The sequence below is a fragment of the Kribbella sp. NBC_00709 genome (genome assembly GCF_036226565.1).
In the GTDB taxonomy this organism is placed as follows: Bacteria; Actinomycetota; Actinomycetes; order Propionibacteriales; family Kribbellaceae; genus Kribbella.
In genome coordinates this window covers 5527541-5541633 of the sequence record NZ_CP108996.1, presented here as the reverse complement: position 1 = coordinate 5541633, position 14093 = coordinate 5527541, and the positions used below count along the sequence as shown (strand labels likewise).

The window sequence follows — 14093 nt, the reverse complement described above, 5'->3', positions numbered from 1 at the left end:
GTCTTCCGCTCATGGCGGTGCGGTGTCAGGGCAGTTGACGAGAGTTGTCCTTGCCAGCACTTCCGACCAAAGGACAGACATCATGCCGACATTCGCCACCCCCGCCCCGATCTCCGCCGACGTCGACATCATCTTCGGCAACGTCACCTTCAAGGCCGGCGACCGCACCGACACCGTCGTCGACGTCCGCCCGGTCGATCCGGCCTGGGCGCTGGACGTGCAGGCGGCCGAGCAGGTCGTGATCGAGTTCGCCGACGGGAAACTGCAGGTCAGGCACCCGAAGCTGCGGACGCTGTTCACCAAGAAGTACGGCGAGGTGGCGGTGCTGATCGAGCTGCCGGCCGGGTCCGCCATCCAGGGCTACACCGCCAAGGGCAACTACGTCGTCGAGGGCGAGGTCGGTGCCTGCGAGCTGAAGACCGCGAACGGCGACATGCGGATCGCCAACGTCACCGGCAACCTGCGCGCTAAGTCGGCCACCGGCAACATCCACGTCGCTGTGGCGGGGGCCGCGGTCAACGCCCGTACCGCGAGCGGCGACATCCAGGTGGGCCGGCTGGGCACTGGATCAGCCGACCTGTACACCGCCACCGGCGAGGTCGCCATCGGCGTACCCGCAGGCACCGCGGCGCAACTGGACGCCCACACCTCCATCGGCCGCGTCTTCAACAACCTGGACACCACCGAACCGACCAACCACACCATCACCGTCCGAGCCCGCACCCACGGCGGCAACATCACCGTCAACCCCGCGTGACCAGCCGGAGCCAGGCTGCGGCGAGGGCGGCATGGCCGGCCGGGGTCGGGTGTACACCGTCCATGGCCCAGTACTCCGGTTCGGTCGTCGCCGAGAGCTCGGCGAACAGGCCGTCGGCGGCGAGCAGTTGCGCGTCGTACTTCCGGGCCAGTTCGCGCACGACCTGAATCTTCGGATCCAGGTCGGCGCGCCACTTCTTCCGGTCCTCCGGACCGATCAGCGCAGCACCGACCTCGAGCACTCCGCGGACCGGCAACAGGAACGGCTCGATCAGGATCAGCTCCGTACCCGCCTCGGCCAGCGGAGCGAGCAGCCGGTCGTACCCGGCGGCGTACTCCTCCGCAGGAATCAGGTAGCCGTCCGGGTCGTACGCGTGCCAACCCACATCGTTGATCCCGACCAGGATCGACACCACGTCCGGTCGTACGTCGAGTACGTCCGACTGCCAGCGGGCCTCGAGATCCATCACCTTGTTGCCCGCGACACCCGAGTTCAGCCAGGTCACTGGTTGCTCCGGGCACCGGAATCCCCACTCACCGGCGATCCGCAACGGGTATCCGAAACCGAGGCCGTCCTCGCTCTCCAGCCGCTGGGAATCGGTGATCGAGTCGCCGGTGAACATCACCGTGCTTCCCGGCCTCATCCGCGGGCCGTCCCGAACCAGCGGGCGGCGACCGTGTCGAACGTGGCGGGACCGCCGGCCCAGGCGACCACCCCGTCCGGGCGGATCAGTACGGCGGGTAGGCCGAGACCGTCGCGGGCGGGGCCGGCGACGTACCGGATGTCCCAGCGGGCCGCTTGCTCCTGGAGGCTGCTGGTGAAGTCGAGTAGGACGGCTCGCCCGTCCTGCGTCAGGTCGCCCAGTCGCGTACCGTCCTCGAGGTAGAAGTCCGGCGCGCTCCGCCCGACGAGGTCGTGCTCGTCGCCGAGGTCGTAGCGGATCCAGTACCCCGACAGCTTGCCGACCACGTACGTCGTACCGTCGCGGGTCGCGAGCAGGTCGCGGATCAGTCCACGGACCGCCTCCGCCTGTGGGCCCGGTTTCATCACATCCACCTGCGCGCGGGTCCAGTCGAGCACCGAGGCGCCGACCGGATGCCGCTCGCCGTCGTACGTGTCGAGCAGGTCGTCCGGCGCCACGCCTTGCACGGTCGCGGCGAGCTTCCAGCCGAGGTTCATCGCGTCGCCCAGGCCGGTGTTGAGCCCCTGCCCACCGAGGGGCGAGTGGATGTGAGCGGCATCGCCCGCGACCAGAACGCGCCCCTGCCGGTACGTCGCAGTCTGCATCGCGCGATCGGTGAAACTCGACGCGAGGTGTACGTCGGTCAGCGTCACATCGGTGCCCGACATGCGACGCAGTACGTCTTGAAGATGGTCGCGCGTCAGCTCCTGCGAACGATCGAACGCACCGCCGTCGAAGTCGAGCATGCTGTAGTGCCCGTCGGTCATCATCCGGATGTACATGCCCGTCGGCGTCAGGTTGAAGCCAGGACTCAACTTCTCCGGATCCTCGATGTCGACCTGCATGGTGTAGCCCGTGAACAGCGGCTCAGTGCCGACGAACTCGAACCCCGCGAGCCCCCGGACCGTACTGCGCCCGCCGTCGCAGCCGACGACCCAGCGGGCGGCGTACTCCTGCTCGCCGGCGCGCACTACCACGTTGTCGTCGTACTGCGTGATGCCCGAGACCGCCGTGCCGCGCTTGATCTCGACGCCGAGCTTGACGGCCCGCTCCGCCAGCACCGACTCGACCGCTTCGAGGCTCGTCAGTAGTACGTCCGGCGTCGGAGTCGGCAGCCGGAACGGGAATGCGGCCGGGTCGAGGTTGGCCGCATCGAGCATCATCCCGGCGAAGTGGCCGACCATGCGCGGCGGGCCGGACTCACCCGGCTCGACGCCGGACGCCTGCAGCAGCGGCTCCAGCAGGCCGCGCCGGTCGAACGCCTGAATCGACGCCGCGGTCAACCCTCGCATCCCGAGCGGCTGTGACCGCCACGGCGACGACCCGTCCGCCTCGCGTTCGATCACCGACACAGAACAGCCCGCGAGACCGAGCTCGCAAGCAAGAAACAGCCCAACCGGACCGGCACCCACGATCACCACGTCGTCCACAGATTTCCCCTTCCAGGTTGTTGCCTGAGGCACGCAACAACCGTGACACGACCCGCGCACACGCCACTGACACCGACCGGCCACCCCGCTGGCACGAGGTATCAGCGGACGTGTTCGGACAGCACCGAGCGCGCCGGAGAGCAAGCGATGTCAAAGCGGCTCTGACGGCTCCGACCTGATGGTGAGACGCCGGATGGCGGCGTCGACGGAGCTAAGGAGCACGGTCATGGCTGAGGTCAGGGTTCACAACTTCTCGATTTCGCTGGACGGGTTCGGGACCGGCGAGGGGCAGGCGCTCGAGACGCCGTTCGGGCATGCCGGGGAACGGCTGCACGAGTGGCTCGTCGCGACGCGGTTCTTCCATGCGGCGGACGGCCTGCCCGGCGGCACGGTCGGCGCCGAGAACGGGTTCGCCGAGCGGCACGAACCGGGGATCGGCGCCGAGATCATGGGCGCCGGCAAGTTCGGCCCGCCCGGGTGGCAGGACGACCCCGACTGGAAGGGCTGGTGGGGCCCGAACCCGCCGTACCACACGCCGGTCTTCGTCCTCACCCACCGGCCGCGGCCCTCGATCGAGATGGACGGCGGTACGACGTTCCACTTCCTCGACGCCACCCCGGGCCAGGCGCTCGCGCAGGCCCGCGCGGCCGCCGACGGCGCCGACGTACGGATCGGCGGCGGCGCCACCGTCGTCCGCGACTTCCTCGCCGAAGGCCTGGTCGACTACATGCACGTCGCGGTGGTCCCCATCCTCCTCGGCCGCGGCGTCCGCCTCTGGGACGGCCTGGAGTCCCTCGAACAGGCCTACGACATCGAGACGGTCTCGACCCCGAGCGGCATAACCCACCTGACCTTCACCGCCAGGCGCTAGGCAGGCGAGAGGTAGGTCATGACCTCGGCGGCGTCGGCGTTCCCGGGGTCGAGGGTGAGGGCGCGGTGGATGGCAGTTCTTGCGAGGTCCAGGTCGCCATCGACCTGGTGGGCCCAGCCCGTCATCGTCCAGGCGGGAGACGAGTCCGGGCGTAGCTCGGTCCACAGGCGCACGAGGGACCACACCATGTCTGTCCGGTGCAGCTCGATCGCGCCCCACACGGCGTCGTCGAAGCCGTCGTCGTCGAGGTCGAACTCGGCCGGCTCGAGCGCGGCCAGTTGGTGGTACGTCGCCTTTGCAGCGTCCGGACCCTCGCTTGCCAGCGCCTCGGCGACGGGGCCGGCGATCGAGCGCAGCGAGGCGCCCAAGCCATCGGATACCGCAGCTCCGAGCGCGACGTCGAGGGCCGCCGTCGCGATCAACGAGGCGGGAACGGTGGTGGAGTTGGCCAGCACGACGACACCGGTACGCCGCTCAGGTACGAGCACGAATCTCGATCCGAACCCGGGATCCGATCCGCTGTGGCTCACGGTTCGATGGCCGCCGTACGTGCCGACGGCCCAGCCGAGCGCCTCGGCCTCGGCCCACGGCGGTCGTCCCACCGACACCACGGGACGCCACATCAGGTCGAGCAGCGGTGCCCGCGCAGGCTCGAAGTTCGCCATCATCCAGCGACACATCTCGACCAGGTTCGAGTGCAGGGTCGAGCTCGGCGCATGCCGCCTGGTGTACGGATACGCGTCACCGGGCACCGACAGCGGCATCCCCACATGCGGCGAGGCAGCCAGCTCCGCCGGTACGTCGCCGCGCAGGAACGTGCTGTTCCGCAACCCCAGCGGCGCAAGGACTTCCCGCCGTACGGCGTCCTCGAACGTAGTACCCATGACCCGCGACAGCAGCAGCCCCAGCAGCTCGAACCCGGCGTTGGAGTACGAGAACGCCGTACCGGGCTCCGCCTGCAGCCGCCAGCCCGACACGCTGCGAGCGAACTCGCTGAGCGCGTCGTCGCTGAGCTGAGGGTCGTGCCACCCGTAGTCCGAGACGTCTGGAAGGCCGCTCGTATGACTCAGCAGGCGCCGCGCCGTGACCTCTCCCGCGCGACCGTCGGCCAGCGTGAACTCGGGCACCCATTCGGTGATCGGAGCATCCAGGTCGAGCAACGGTTCTTGGGCGATCGCCAGCGAAACGACGGCAGTCGCAACGAAGGGCTTGGACACCGACGCCAGATGGAACATGGTCTCCGGGGTGACCGGCGCCCCGCTGCGAACATCGCGGACACCGAACCCCCGCGAGACGACCTCCCCGTCCCGCACGACCGCAACGCCCAACCCAGCTACGTCATGCGAATCGACAAAGGCCTCGATCAAAGGCCACAGCCCATCCTCGACACTCCCCCTGAGCCCCATCACTAGACGGTACGCCGCACCGCACCGCCCGCGCAGCCCCATATTTCCGGTGACTCGATGCCGCGCAGTTGTTAAGTTGCCTGCATGCCTTCTCAGCCCGCCCTGCTACCGCGGTCGACACCGGCCGCCTCGGGGATTTCGTCCCGCGCGATCGCCGCGCTGCTGGACGAGCTCGATGCGCAGTCCATCGAATGCCACTCGATCATGGTCGTGCACCGCGGTCACCTCGTCGCCGAAGGCTGGTGGGCGCCGTACTCGGCCGAACGCCCGCATCTCCTGTATTCGTTGACCAAGTCGTTCACCTCGATCGCCGTTGGCCTCGCGATCGCCGACGGATTGCTGTCGCTGGACGACAAGGTGGTCGACGTGTTGCCCGACCACATTCCGGACGGTATGCCGGAGCAGGGACGGCGCCTCACCGTTCACCACCTGCTGTCGATGACGGCCGGGCACGGCAAGGACAGCCTCGAGGAGGCGTGGCAGCTGGAGCCGGACGACCTGGTGAAGGGCTTCCTGCGCGTACCGTTTCCCGCGGTCGAGGGGACACAGCACGACTACGACAACTCGACGACGTTCGTCCTGGCCCGGATGCTGGAACGGGTCACCGGCCGCGGCCTTCCGGAGTTCCTCGACGAGCGCCTGTTCGGGCCGATGGGCATCGAGGGCGCCGAATGGGACCGGGTGGCGAGCGGTGCCGCGTTCGGATTCCACGGACTGCACCTCACGACCGAGGCCGTCGCCGCCTTCTGGGAACTGCTGCTCCGCAGAGGTCGTTGGGGTGACCAACAACTCGTCCCGCGCGACTGGGTGGAGCTCGCGACCAGCAAGCAAGTCGACACCAGACCCCTCCCTGACTGGACGCGAAACCCTGACTTTCTCTGCGGGTACGGCTATCAGATCTGGATGTCACGGCACGGCTATCACGGCAACGGCGCCTACGGCCAGCACTGCGTGGTCGTCCCGTCCCACGATCTCGTGGTCGTCGTGACCGCCGCCATCGACGAGGGAACCGCCCTACCTGGCCTCCTCTGGGACTACCTGTTGCCTGGCATCGACGACCCAGGAACCACTCGCGACGACGAGCTCCTCGCTGATCGGCTGCGGCAGCTGTCGATCGCGCCGGTGCCGGGTTCGGCCGCCCCGGATCGTTCTGCCAAAGCGACTCTTGATGCCTCCGTCGAGGGGTCGGCCCTGCCGGACGGAACCTCGGTGACCGTCGATCCCGTAGACGGCGGATGGCTGCTACAACTCGGCTCGTCGCTCACCATCGAGGCCGGCCATGACGACTGGCGAGAAAGCTCACCACTCGGCCGCCCAGTAGTAGCGCGCGGAGCATGGCAGGCGGACAAGTTTGTCGCCGACCTGTACGTCATCACGACGCCGCACCGGGTCCGACTGGAAGTCGACGGAGACACAGCAACGGCAGTCTGGTCCACGGTCCCCCTAACCGGCCCCAACCTGATCCTCCACCTACAGACCCCGCTCATGACAAGGCCCGACGTCGCGTAGGTGGCAGTGGGCGTCAGGTGAGCGCGGCTGCCTTGCGTAGTAGTACTGAGCGTTCGCGTTGGTTGGCGCACAGGCGCGCCGCTAGCTCCAGTTCGGCGCGTGCTTCCGGGCGGCGACCGAGGCGGGTCAGCAGTTCACCGCGTACGGTCGGGAGCAGGTGCGAACCGGGGAGCCGGTCCAGGGCGATCAGCTCATCCACGATGGCGAGGGCTTGCGCCGGTCCCGAGGCCATCGCCACGGCGACAGCCCGGTTGAGCTCGACCACGGGTGAGGGCGCGACCCGGCCGAGCGCCTCGTACAGCACCACGATCCGGTCCCAGTCGGTCTCTTCGACCGACGGCGCGGACGCATGGGTAGCGGCGATCGCGGCCTGCAGTCCGTAGGGACCGAGGCCGCGAGTCGATGCCTTGACCAGCGCGTCCATGCCACGCCGGATCGCCGAGTGGTCCCACCGCCGCCGATCCTGGTCCTCCAGCAGCACCGGCGTACCGTCCGGGTCGAGCCGGGCCGGGAAGCGCGCGGCCGTCAGCTCGCACAACGCCAGCAGGCCGTGCACCTCCGGCTCGTCCGGCAGCAACGCGGCGAGCGTGCGGGCCAGCCGGATCGCCTCGTACGCGAGATCGGGCCGCACGAGCCGGTCGCCCGACGTGGCCGTCGACCCCTCGGTGAAGATGACGTAGACGACGCTGAGTACGCCGCTCAGCCGCTCCCGACGCTCATAGGCCGCAGGCAATTCGAACGGCACCCCGGCCGCCGCGATCGTCTTCTTGCCCCTGGTGATGCGGGCCTGCACGGTCGGCACGGGGACGAGGAACGCGCGGGCGATCTCCTCGCTGGACAGGCCGCCGACTACCCGCAGCGTCAGCGCCACCTGCGCCTCGCGGGAGAGCACCGGGTGGCAGCTGGTGAACATCAGCGCCAGTACGTCGTCGTCGATCCTGTCGGGGTCGATCTCGTCCTCGACCACCGGGTCGACCGCCATCAGGGCGTACTTGCCCTTCAGGGTGGTCCGGCGGCGGATCGCGTCGATCGCCCGCCGCCGGGCCGTGGCCATCAGCCAGCCGGCCGGATCCGCCGGAGCGGCCCGCGGCCACGACACCAGCGCCTCGGCCACCGCCTCCTGGGCCGCGTCCTCGGCCAACCCGAAATCGCCGGTGAACCGGGTCAGCGCCGCAACGATCCGCGCCGACTCGATCCGCCAGACGGCCTCGACGTCAGCCGTACTCATCAGATCCGGCCGGTGCTCTCGGACCTGGCCAGCTCCTCGACGGACCCCTCCATACCGGGCGGCATCTCGTCGTCCCCGGCCACCCGCCGTACCTCGATCTTGGCCCCGGCGACCGACGGGACCCGTTTGGCCCACTCGACCGCCTCCTCCTTCGAGGCGACGTCCAGCAGGAAATAGCCGCCGAACAGCTCCTTCGTCTCGCCGTACGGCCCGTCCGTCACCACCGGGGCCTCACCGCTGACATCGACCACGACGCCCTGGCCCGGATCGTCCAGCCCTTCGGCCGCGACGAACACACCGGCCTTCGTCAGCTCCTCGATGAAGTGGTACGTCTTGGGCGCCAACTCCTCGAACCCGGCCATCACCGCCGCGTTCGACTCGTCGGTGCCCCGCATGATCAGCATGTACTTCGCCATCGTGTCCTCCTCAGCCACCGGGACCGCTCCTCGGCCCTCGCACCCCCAGGTCGAACGGCCGCCGCACAGATCGACACGACCCGGAAGAAATCTCTTGCCGGCCGTCCTCGCCGAATGGGCCAATACTGCCCCTTATCCGGAGATCCCGTTCTCGTGGCGAGCTCGGGCGGCCTCGATGTCCGGGACGTGCTCTTCGGCCCAGCGCCGTACGGCGAGGAGCGGGACCAGGAGCGACTGCCCCAACGGCGTCAGGTCGTACTCGACGTGCGGCGGGTTCGCGGCGTACTCGCGCCGGCTGATCAGACCGTCGACCTCCAGGGAGCGGAGGGTCTCGGTCAGGACCTTCGGCGTGATGCCCTGGATGTGCGCCTTCAGCTCGGTGAAGCGGCGCGGCCCGTCGGCGAGGGCGTTGACGACGAACACCGTCCAGCGGGCGCCGATGCGGTGCAGCACCGTACGGCTCGGGCAGGTCGCTGCCATCACGTTGTACGCCTTGCCCATGGTGTCCCCAGTTCCGTTGAAGATACCGGTATCAAATCCATACCGTGGATCCGATTCTACGAGAGGGAGTGACGCAGATGGAGCGGATCCTGGTCATCGGTGGTGCACGGGCGCTCGGGGCGGCGGTCGCGCGGCGGGCGGTGAAGGACGGGTACGACGTGGTGATCGGCGCACGTGACCTGGCTGCCGCCGACGTACTGGCGAGCGAGATCGGTGCGACCGCAGTACGCATCGATCTGCAGGACGAGACGACGATCGCCGCCGCGGCTGCACGGCTCGAGGACGGTGTCGACCACATCGTGATGACCGGTTCGGCGCCGCACGACGTCCGTGCGGTCGATCTCGATCACGACAAGCTGGTGGCGGCCTTCACTGCGAAGGTGATCGGACCGCTGCTGGTTGCGAAGCGCTTCGCTCCGGTACTGCGACCGACCGGATCGATCGTGTTGTTCTCCGGCGTCGTCGGTTGGCGGCCTGGGCCGGGCTCACTGGTCAAGGGGACCACGAACGGCGCGGTCGAGTTCGCCGCTCGCCACCTCGCGGCGGACCTCGCCCCGGTGCGGGTCAACGCCATTTCGCCCGGTGTCATCGACTCGGGCGCCTGGGACCGGCTCGGCGACGGCAAGGCCGCCCTGTTGACCAAGAGCGCCGCCGGCACGCTGGTCGGACGGCACGGCGAGACCGAGGACGTCGTCGACGCTGTGATGTGGCTGCTCCACGCCGGCTTCATTTCGGGCGAGACGATCCATCTCGAGGGCGGAGCACGCAACAAGATCGCGTAAGTCCCCCTGGGGCCGGCTGGTCCGCAACGAGGAAGCGTCAGAAGGTGGCGATCGGGTTGACCGGACTGCCGGAGGTGCCAGCGAAGCGGACCGGCGCGACGGCGAGCTGGAAGTCCCATTGGCCGAGCTCGGCAGCTGTGGTCGCGCACAGCTCCAGGTCGCAGTTGTCGAGCAGCCACAGCCCCATCGCAACGAGGCTCACGGCGTGCACCGGCATCAAGATGTCGTCGTACCCCGACGGCTGAACGTCCTGCGGAGTGTCGGCGCCGATCAGCGAGACGCCCCGCTCGTGCAACCACGGCAGACAGGACGCGTGCCACCCGGCCTGCGTGATCCCGCCGGACGCACCGGCCTCGTGCCGAGCGCGGCCGTAGCCGGTCCGCAGGAGCACCGCATCGCCGGGTTGCACCCGCACACCCTGCCGACGCTCGGCCTCCTCGAGATCCTCGGGGAAGACACCCTCCCCCGGCTCCAGCCACGGCACGTCGCGGACCTTCGCAACGTCCAGCAGGACGCCACGCGTGACGATCCCGTTCGCCGCCGCGGTGACGGCCGCCCACGCTGATCCGGTCGCGGCGTCGACCAACGAGTGCGACCTCCCGTTGTACATCTTGCCGTCCCAGAAGAGGTGGCACGGCGAATCGACGTGGGTGATCGTGTTCCCGTGAAAGAAGATCCCGAGCCGCTCGTTCGAAAACCCCCAGCGCCGGTCGTTGTGGAACGCGGCCGGCATGTGTTCGGCACCCGGCATCTCGGCCGCACACGGACACGCCGTCGTCGCCCGCTCCATCTCCTCCGGTACGGCGACCTCCCACGCACACGACACGCTCCTGCCATGCCGCACAGCCCGCGCCGCCGCGAGCCGAACGTCGTCGGTGATGTGGTTCAGCGTTCCGAGCTCGTCGTCATCCCCCCACCGCCCCCAATTCGACAACGTCTCGAAGTACCCCAACACGTCATCCTGCGTGGGTCGCCCTACCGTCATCCCACCACCAACTCCTCCAGTCACGCCTGCTGAACTGGCATGAAACTACATCGGCAGGCCGGCAGCCGGCCGATCAGGAGGTAGGTACGGCACACCTGTGCTGCCGTCGCAGCGGCACCCATGCGCGAGGGACGGCTTGGTGCTACTTGCCGCCGAAGGTCTCCAGCAGGACCTGACGCTCGGCTTCGGTGAGGTTTGTGTCGATGAGCTTGCTGTGCATGCCGTGGAAGCGTTCGCCGACCCGATCGAGGTCGCCTTGCTCGGTGACCGCGAACAGTGCCGAGGTCCCTGGTGTGACCTCGGTGCGGATCTTGTGCAGCTGCTCCTTGGTGATGCCGGCGTCCTGTGTCATCTTGCTGATCGCGCCGATCGCGGCCCCGGCCACGCCACCGATCACGGGCACGAAAAAGAGGGAACCGAGGAGTACTCCCCACAAGGCACCCCACCCGGTTCCGCGCCAGGTTTCCTCGTGGCTCTGCTTGGTGATCGGATGCGACTCACCTTCGGGCCACGAGACGACCGCGTGGTCGAGGACCTTCACCAGCTTGTCTGCCTCACAGCGCTTCAGGATCGAAGCAGCGCCCTGAGCTCCAGCCGGACTGTCGAACTTCCACACCGTAAAGGCGGCCATGGTGCACTCCTTGCCTTCAGTCGAACCGAGCGCGGGTCAACACGGTTACTGCGCTGTTCTTGTCCAGGTCGCAGCCAGGGTGACGCCGGCCCACCCGGCTGCCGCACCCATCCTCGCCCCCAGCAAACGCGCCAACGTCACCCCACCAGGATGAACCTGCGGTTTCGGGGTGCCCCAAGCTAGCGCCTCACGAGCTGTCGCTCTTGTGAGAAATCAATCGACCGGCAGCGGCCAGCCGTCTATCGCGTGGCCGGGATGTTCGCGCAGGAACCGCCGCCGGACGTCGACGTACCGGGTCGGCGTGAGCCCGGTGAACGCCCGGAACTCATGGCCGAAGTGGGCCTGGTCGAAGTAGCCGGCACCGGCGGCGAGGTCGACCCAGTCGATCGGTCCGGCGGGGTCGATCGCGAACACGGTGGCGGTGAAGCGCCAGGTGCGGGCCAGCCGCTTCGGCGTGACGCCGATGAGCTCCTTGAACCGCTGGGCCAGATGAGTGCTGCTGACACCGGCTGCCACGCTCAGGTCGCCGATCGCCACCGCCCCGCTGGCCGCCGCGATGACACTGCTCGTATGACGGACCAGCCCCAGGCCGGTGGTCTCGCCCAGTCGCCGCATCAACTCCTCCTCGAGCAGCGTCAGCATCTCGTGCGGTCCGTTTGCCGTGGCCAGCCGGTCTTGCAGCTCAGCAACCGCCGGCCGGCCCCAAACCTGCTCCACCGGCACCGGCCTGTCACACAACTCGGCCGCGGGCATCGGCAGGAACGGCGCCAGCCCCCACGGCTTCACGTGCACGCCGACGGATCGGGTCCGGGATGGGTAGCCGAACTCCAACGCGCGGGTGGGCATGGTGACCACGCAGCCGTCGGCGTACTCGGCCGTCTCGATGTCGGTGCCGGCGCGGATGCGGAACGGCGCCCCCAGGTTGACGATGAGCAACGCCGCCGGCATCGGCGGCAGCATCAGCCGGGCGTACGGCGGCGCCCCCTCCAGGTAGTAAAGGTCGTCGATCAGACCGTCCAGCGGCGGTCGCGGCACTCTGGACACGTACTCCATACCCACAGCATCGCCGACACCCCGCCGTGAAGGGGCCGCAACTCGGCAGTCACTCAGGTCACGGGAGAGGCCGGTACGTCCGGTGGCGCAGCATGATCGCCGTCGCGGGGATCCACCGCTCGGCAGGATCTGATATCCGGTTGACGGCGGACGGGTCCGATCGATCGGATTGGCTCGTGAGTCCCCGCAAGATCCACGCCGACCAGCCCGACATCGACACACCGCTCGTCCGCGAACTGGTGGCCGCGCAGTTCCCGCAGTGGGCCGCGTTGCCGCTGGAGCGGGTCGACTCCAGTGGATTGGTGAACGCGGTCTACCGCCTCGGTACCGACCTGTCCGTACGGCTGGCGCTCCGGCCCTCGAGCACCGACATAGTGCAACGGGAGCAGGCGAAACTCGCGGCACTCGCGCCGTTCCTGCCGGCGGCCATCCCTTCTGTCGAGGGGATCGGCTCACCCACCGACGCGTTCCCGGGCGAGTGGTCGGTCCACCGCTGGCTCACCGGCACGCACCCGTCCCCCCACGCGCTGGTTGATCCGCGTGGGCTGGCGACGGACCTCGCTGCGTTCGTCGACGCGTTCCGGCAGATCGACCTGCCGGACCGGCCGCCGGCGTACCCGGGCGAGCGCCGGACGCGCGCTCCGATGGTCTCGATGGACTCCTCGACGCGGGAGGCGATCGGCGAGCTGGACGGCCTGATCGACACTCGCGCAGCACTGGCGTCGTGGGACGAGTCGCTCGCGGCGCCGTACGACGGGAGCGAGGTGTGGGTGCACTCGGACCTGACGCCGAGCAACCTGCTTGTGTCGGCGGAGGGCCGGCTGACCGCGGTGCTCGACTTCGAGACGTGTGGTGTCGGCGATCCGGCCTGCGACTTGTTTCCCGTGTGGTACCTGCTGCCCGCGAACGTCCACGAAGAGTTCCGCGCCACCCTGGACGTGGACGACGCGACATGGCTCCGCGGACGCGGCCGCGTCCTGTCCCAGGCCCTGATCGTGCTGCGGTACTTCAAGGACACCAACCCGGCCCTCGCAAAGTACGCACAGCACGCCGTCAACAAGGTACTCACAACTCCTCGGTGAGCCCACAGTCACTCGGGCCACGAAAAGGCCGGTTCTCCGAGCGGAGAACCAGAGCTGCGACTTCTGGGTTATGAGTAGCCCTGACGGTGTCTCACGTGCAGTCTCGGTCTCGGGTCCCACCCGAGCCGCCCCGGTCGGACCCTTGTGGAAGAACTCGCCGCGATCACGCCCGGGTCGACGCCGATCCCCATGCCCTTCTTCCTGGCGCGCTTCCCGGCTTTGTGCTCCTCGAGCTTGCCCTTGTCGTCCATGACGAGTACGCCGACGCTGTCGAGCTTCATGTACTCGGTGGCCTCGTCCCAGTTCCTCATCACCATCGCCGCCTCGTCGGCGCGGTCCTCGCTGGGGAAGAACGCGAGCACCAGTTGTTGGGTGTCCCCATGGACCGCTTCTCTGTCTTTGCGCGGGGTCACCGCTTCTTGCCTGCTGATTCCGTGGCGTTCGAGGTAGGCGAAGACCTGTGCGGCGCCGTGTCGGCGTACTCGGGTTACCTGTCAGCGATCCCCTCGAACAAAGCGGCACCGAAGATCTCCCCTTCCCAGCTGATCTTCAGAAACTCCTGCTCCGACCGTCCCCCAATGAGGCGGCGCTTCGCCACAAACGTCATGACCTCAACCCCCAAACTCAGAATTGGGATGCCGCCCCGTAGGAGTCCCTCCGTGTTGGATGACGGAGCGCAGCCGCACCGTCGTTGGCGATCGTTACTGATGGTTCACCGCGCCTCGCGGAGGCCGCATCACCCCAGTGGGATGACCCGCCC

The 14093-nt window shown here is 68.6% G+C and carries 15 protein-coding genes; 5 read left to right on the top strand and 10 right to left on the bottom strand.

Features of this window, described 5'->3' with window-relative positions; translation table 11 throughout:
• The first annotated feature begins 82 nt into the window (after positions 1 to 82).
• Positions 83 to 757: a DUF4097 family beta strand repeat-containing protein gene (locus tag OHA18_RS27375; protein ID WP_328998169.1), complete on the top strand. Its 675-nt coding sequence runs from the start codon at positions 83 to 85 to the stop codon at positions 755 to 757.
• Here the strand turns inward: OHA18_RS27375 and OHA18_RS27370 are convergent.
• Both OHA18_RS27370 and OHA18_RS27365 read right to left on the bottom strand, forming a co-directional pair.
• The gene (locus OHA18_RS27370; RefSeq protein ID WP_328998168.1) at positions 744 to 1400 is read right to left on the bottom strand and encodes an SGNH/GDSL hydrolase family protein; all 657 of its coding nucleotides are present in this window, start codon (positions 1398 to 1400) and stop codon (positions 744 to 746) included. The genes OHA18_RS27375 and OHA18_RS27370 overlap by 14 nt on opposite strands.
• A complete protein-coding gene (locus tag OHA18_RS27365) occupies positions 1397 to 2869 on the bottom strand; it encodes an FAD-dependent oxidoreductase (protein ID WP_328998167.1) in 1473 nt (490 codons plus the stop codon). The genes OHA18_RS27370 and OHA18_RS27365 overlap by 4 nt, the downstream gene beginning before the upstream one ends.
• A 226-nt stretch (positions 2870 to 3095) precedes the next feature.
• On the opposite strand from OHA18_RS27365, the gene OHA18_RS27360 reads away from it, so the two are divergent.
• Positions 3096 to 3740, top strand: a complete 645-nt coding sequence (locus OHA18_RS27360; RefSeq protein WP_328998166.1) for a dihydrofolate reductase family protein — start codon at positions 3096 to 3098, stop codon at positions 3738 to 3740.
• Here OHA18_RS27360 and OHA18_RS27355 read toward each other — a convergent pair.
• Positions 3737 to 5146 (bottom strand): serine hydrolase domain-containing protein, encoded by a 1410-nt coding sequence (locus OHA18_RS27355; protein WP_328998165.1) that lies wholly within the window; start codon positions 5144 to 5146, stop codon positions 3737 to 3739. The genes OHA18_RS27360 and OHA18_RS27355 overlap by 4 nt on opposite strands.
• A gap of 84 nt (positions 5147 to 5230) precedes the next feature.
• On the opposite strand from OHA18_RS27355, the gene OHA18_RS27350 reads away from it, so the two are divergent.
• Positions 5231 to 6655 (top strand): serine hydrolase domain-containing protein, encoded by a 1425-nt coding sequence (locus OHA18_RS27350; RefSeq protein ID WP_328998164.1) that lies wholly within the window; start codon positions 5231 to 5233, stop codon positions 6653 to 6655.
• A gap of 13 nt (positions 6656 to 6668) precedes the next feature.
• Here the strand turns inward: OHA18_RS27350 and OHA18_RS27345 are convergent, their stop codons facing one another.
• The 3 genes from OHA18_RS27345 to OHA18_RS27335 form a co-directional block, all read right to left on the bottom strand.
• Positions 6669 to 7883: an RNA polymerase sigma factor gene (locus OHA18_RS27345; RefSeq protein ID WP_328998163.1), complete on the bottom strand. Its 1215-nt coding sequence runs from the start codon at positions 7881 to 7883 to the stop codon at positions 6669 to 6671.
• A complete protein-coding gene (locus tag OHA18_RS27340; RefSeq protein ID WP_328998162.1) occupies positions 7883 to 8317 on the bottom strand; it encodes a YciI family protein in 435 nt (144 codons plus the stop codon). The genes OHA18_RS27345 and OHA18_RS27340 overlap by 1 nt, the downstream gene beginning before the upstream one ends.
• 114 nt (positions 8318 to 8431) lie before the next feature.
• On the bottom strand, positions 8432 to 8800 hold the full coding sequence (locus OHA18_RS27335) for a winged helix-turn-helix transcriptional regulator (RefSeq protein WP_328998161.1): 369 nt from the start codon (positions 8798 to 8800) through the stop codon (positions 8432 to 8434).
• A gap of 77 nt (positions 8801 to 8877) precedes the next feature.
• Between OHA18_RS27335 and OHA18_RS27330 the strand changes: the two genes are divergently transcribed.
• A complete protein-coding gene (locus OHA18_RS27330; RefSeq protein ID WP_328998160.1) occupies positions 8878 to 9582 on the top strand; it encodes an SDR family oxidoreductase in 705 nt (234 codons plus the stop codon).
• Between the two features lie 37 nt (positions 9583 to 9619).
• Here OHA18_RS27330 and OHA18_RS27325 read toward each other — a convergent pair whose 3' ends face one another.
• The 3 genes from OHA18_RS27325 to OHA18_RS27315 form a co-directional block, all read right to left on the bottom strand.
• Positions 9620 to 10567 carry a cyclase family protein gene (locus OHA18_RS27325; protein WP_328998159.1) on the bottom strand — a complete coding sequence of 316 codons (948 nt, stop codon included), beginning with the start codon at positions 10565 to 10567 and terminating at the stop codon, positions 9620 to 9622.
• A 142-nt stretch (positions 10568 to 10709) separates the two neighbouring features.
• Positions 10710 to 11198: a DUF1269 domain-containing protein gene (locus OHA18_RS27320; RefSeq protein ID WP_328998158.1), complete on the bottom strand. Its 489-nt coding sequence runs from the start codon at positions 11196 to 11198 to the stop codon at positions 10710 to 10712.
• Positions 11199 to 11411: 213 nt separating this feature from the next.
• Positions 11412 to 12251 (bottom strand): helix-turn-helix domain-containing protein, encoded by an 840-nt coding sequence (locus tag OHA18_RS27315; RefSeq protein WP_328998157.1) that lies wholly within the window; start codon positions 12249 to 12251, stop codon positions 11412 to 11414.
• Between the two features lie 176 nt (positions 12252 to 12427).
• On the opposite strand from OHA18_RS27315, the gene OHA18_RS27310 reads away from it, so the two are divergent.
• Positions 12428 to 13333, top strand: coding sequence for an aminoglycoside phosphotransferase family protein (locus tag OHA18_RS27310; protein WP_328998156.1), 906 nt, complete (start codon positions 12428 to 12430; stop codon positions 13331 to 13333).
• A gap of 68 nt (positions 13334 to 13401) precedes the next feature.
• Here the strand turns inward: OHA18_RS27310 and OHA18_RS27305 are convergent, their stop codons facing one another.
• Positions 13402 to 13746 carry a hypothetical protein gene (locus OHA18_RS27305; RefSeq protein WP_328998155.1) on the bottom strand — a complete coding sequence of 115 codons (345 nt, stop codon included), beginning with the start codon at positions 13744 to 13746 and terminating at the stop codon, positions 13402 to 13404.
• Positions 13747 to 14093: the final 347 nt, after the last annotated feature.

Bases quoted from the DNA above. Each gene is read 5' to 3' on its own strand.
- OHA18_RS27370 (WP_328998168.1), bottom strand. From the start codon at position 1,400: ATGAGGCCGGGAAGCACGGTGATGTTCACCGGCGACTCGATCACCGAT.
- OHA18_RS27355 (WP_328998165.1), bottom strand. From the start codon at position 5,146: ATGGGGCTCAGGGGGAGTGTCGAGGATGGGCTGTGGCCTTTGATCGAG.
- OHA18_RS27350 (WP_328998164.1), top strand. From the start codon at position 5,231: ATGCCTTCTCAGCCCGCCCTGCTACCGCGGTCGACACCGGCCGCCTCG.
- OHA18_RS27375 (WP_328998169.1), top strand. From the start codon at position 83: ATGCCGACATTCGCCACCCCCGCCCCGATCTCCGCCGACGTCGACATC.
- OHA18_RS27335 (WP_328998161.1), bottom strand. From the start codon at position 8,800: ATGGGCAAGGCGTACAACGTGATGGCAGCGACCTGCCCGAGCCGTACG.
- OHA18_RS27320 (WP_328998158.1), bottom strand. From the start codon at position 11,198: ATGGCCGCCTTTACGGTGTGGAAGTTCGACAGTCCGGCTGGAGCTCAG.
- OHA18_RS27330 (WP_328998160.1), top strand. From the start codon at position 8,878: ATGGAGCGGATCCTGGTCATCGGTGGTGCACGGGCGCTCGGGGCGGCG.
- OHA18_RS27315 (WP_328998157.1), bottom strand. From the start codon at position 12,251: ATGGAGTACGTGTCCAGAGTGCCGCGACCGCCGCTGGACGGTCTGATC.
- OHA18_RS27325 (WP_328998159.1), bottom strand. From the start codon at position 10,567: ATGACGGTAGGGCGACCCACGCAGGATGACGTGTTGGGGTACTTCGAG.
- OHA18_RS27360 (WP_328998166.1), top strand. From the start codon at position 3,096: ATGGCTGAGGTCAGGGTTCACAACTTCTCGATTTCGCTGGACGGGTTC.
- OHA18_RS27345 (WP_328998163.1), bottom strand. From the start codon at position 7,883: ATGAGTACGGCTGACGTCGAGGCCGTCTGGCGGATCGAGTCGGCGCGG.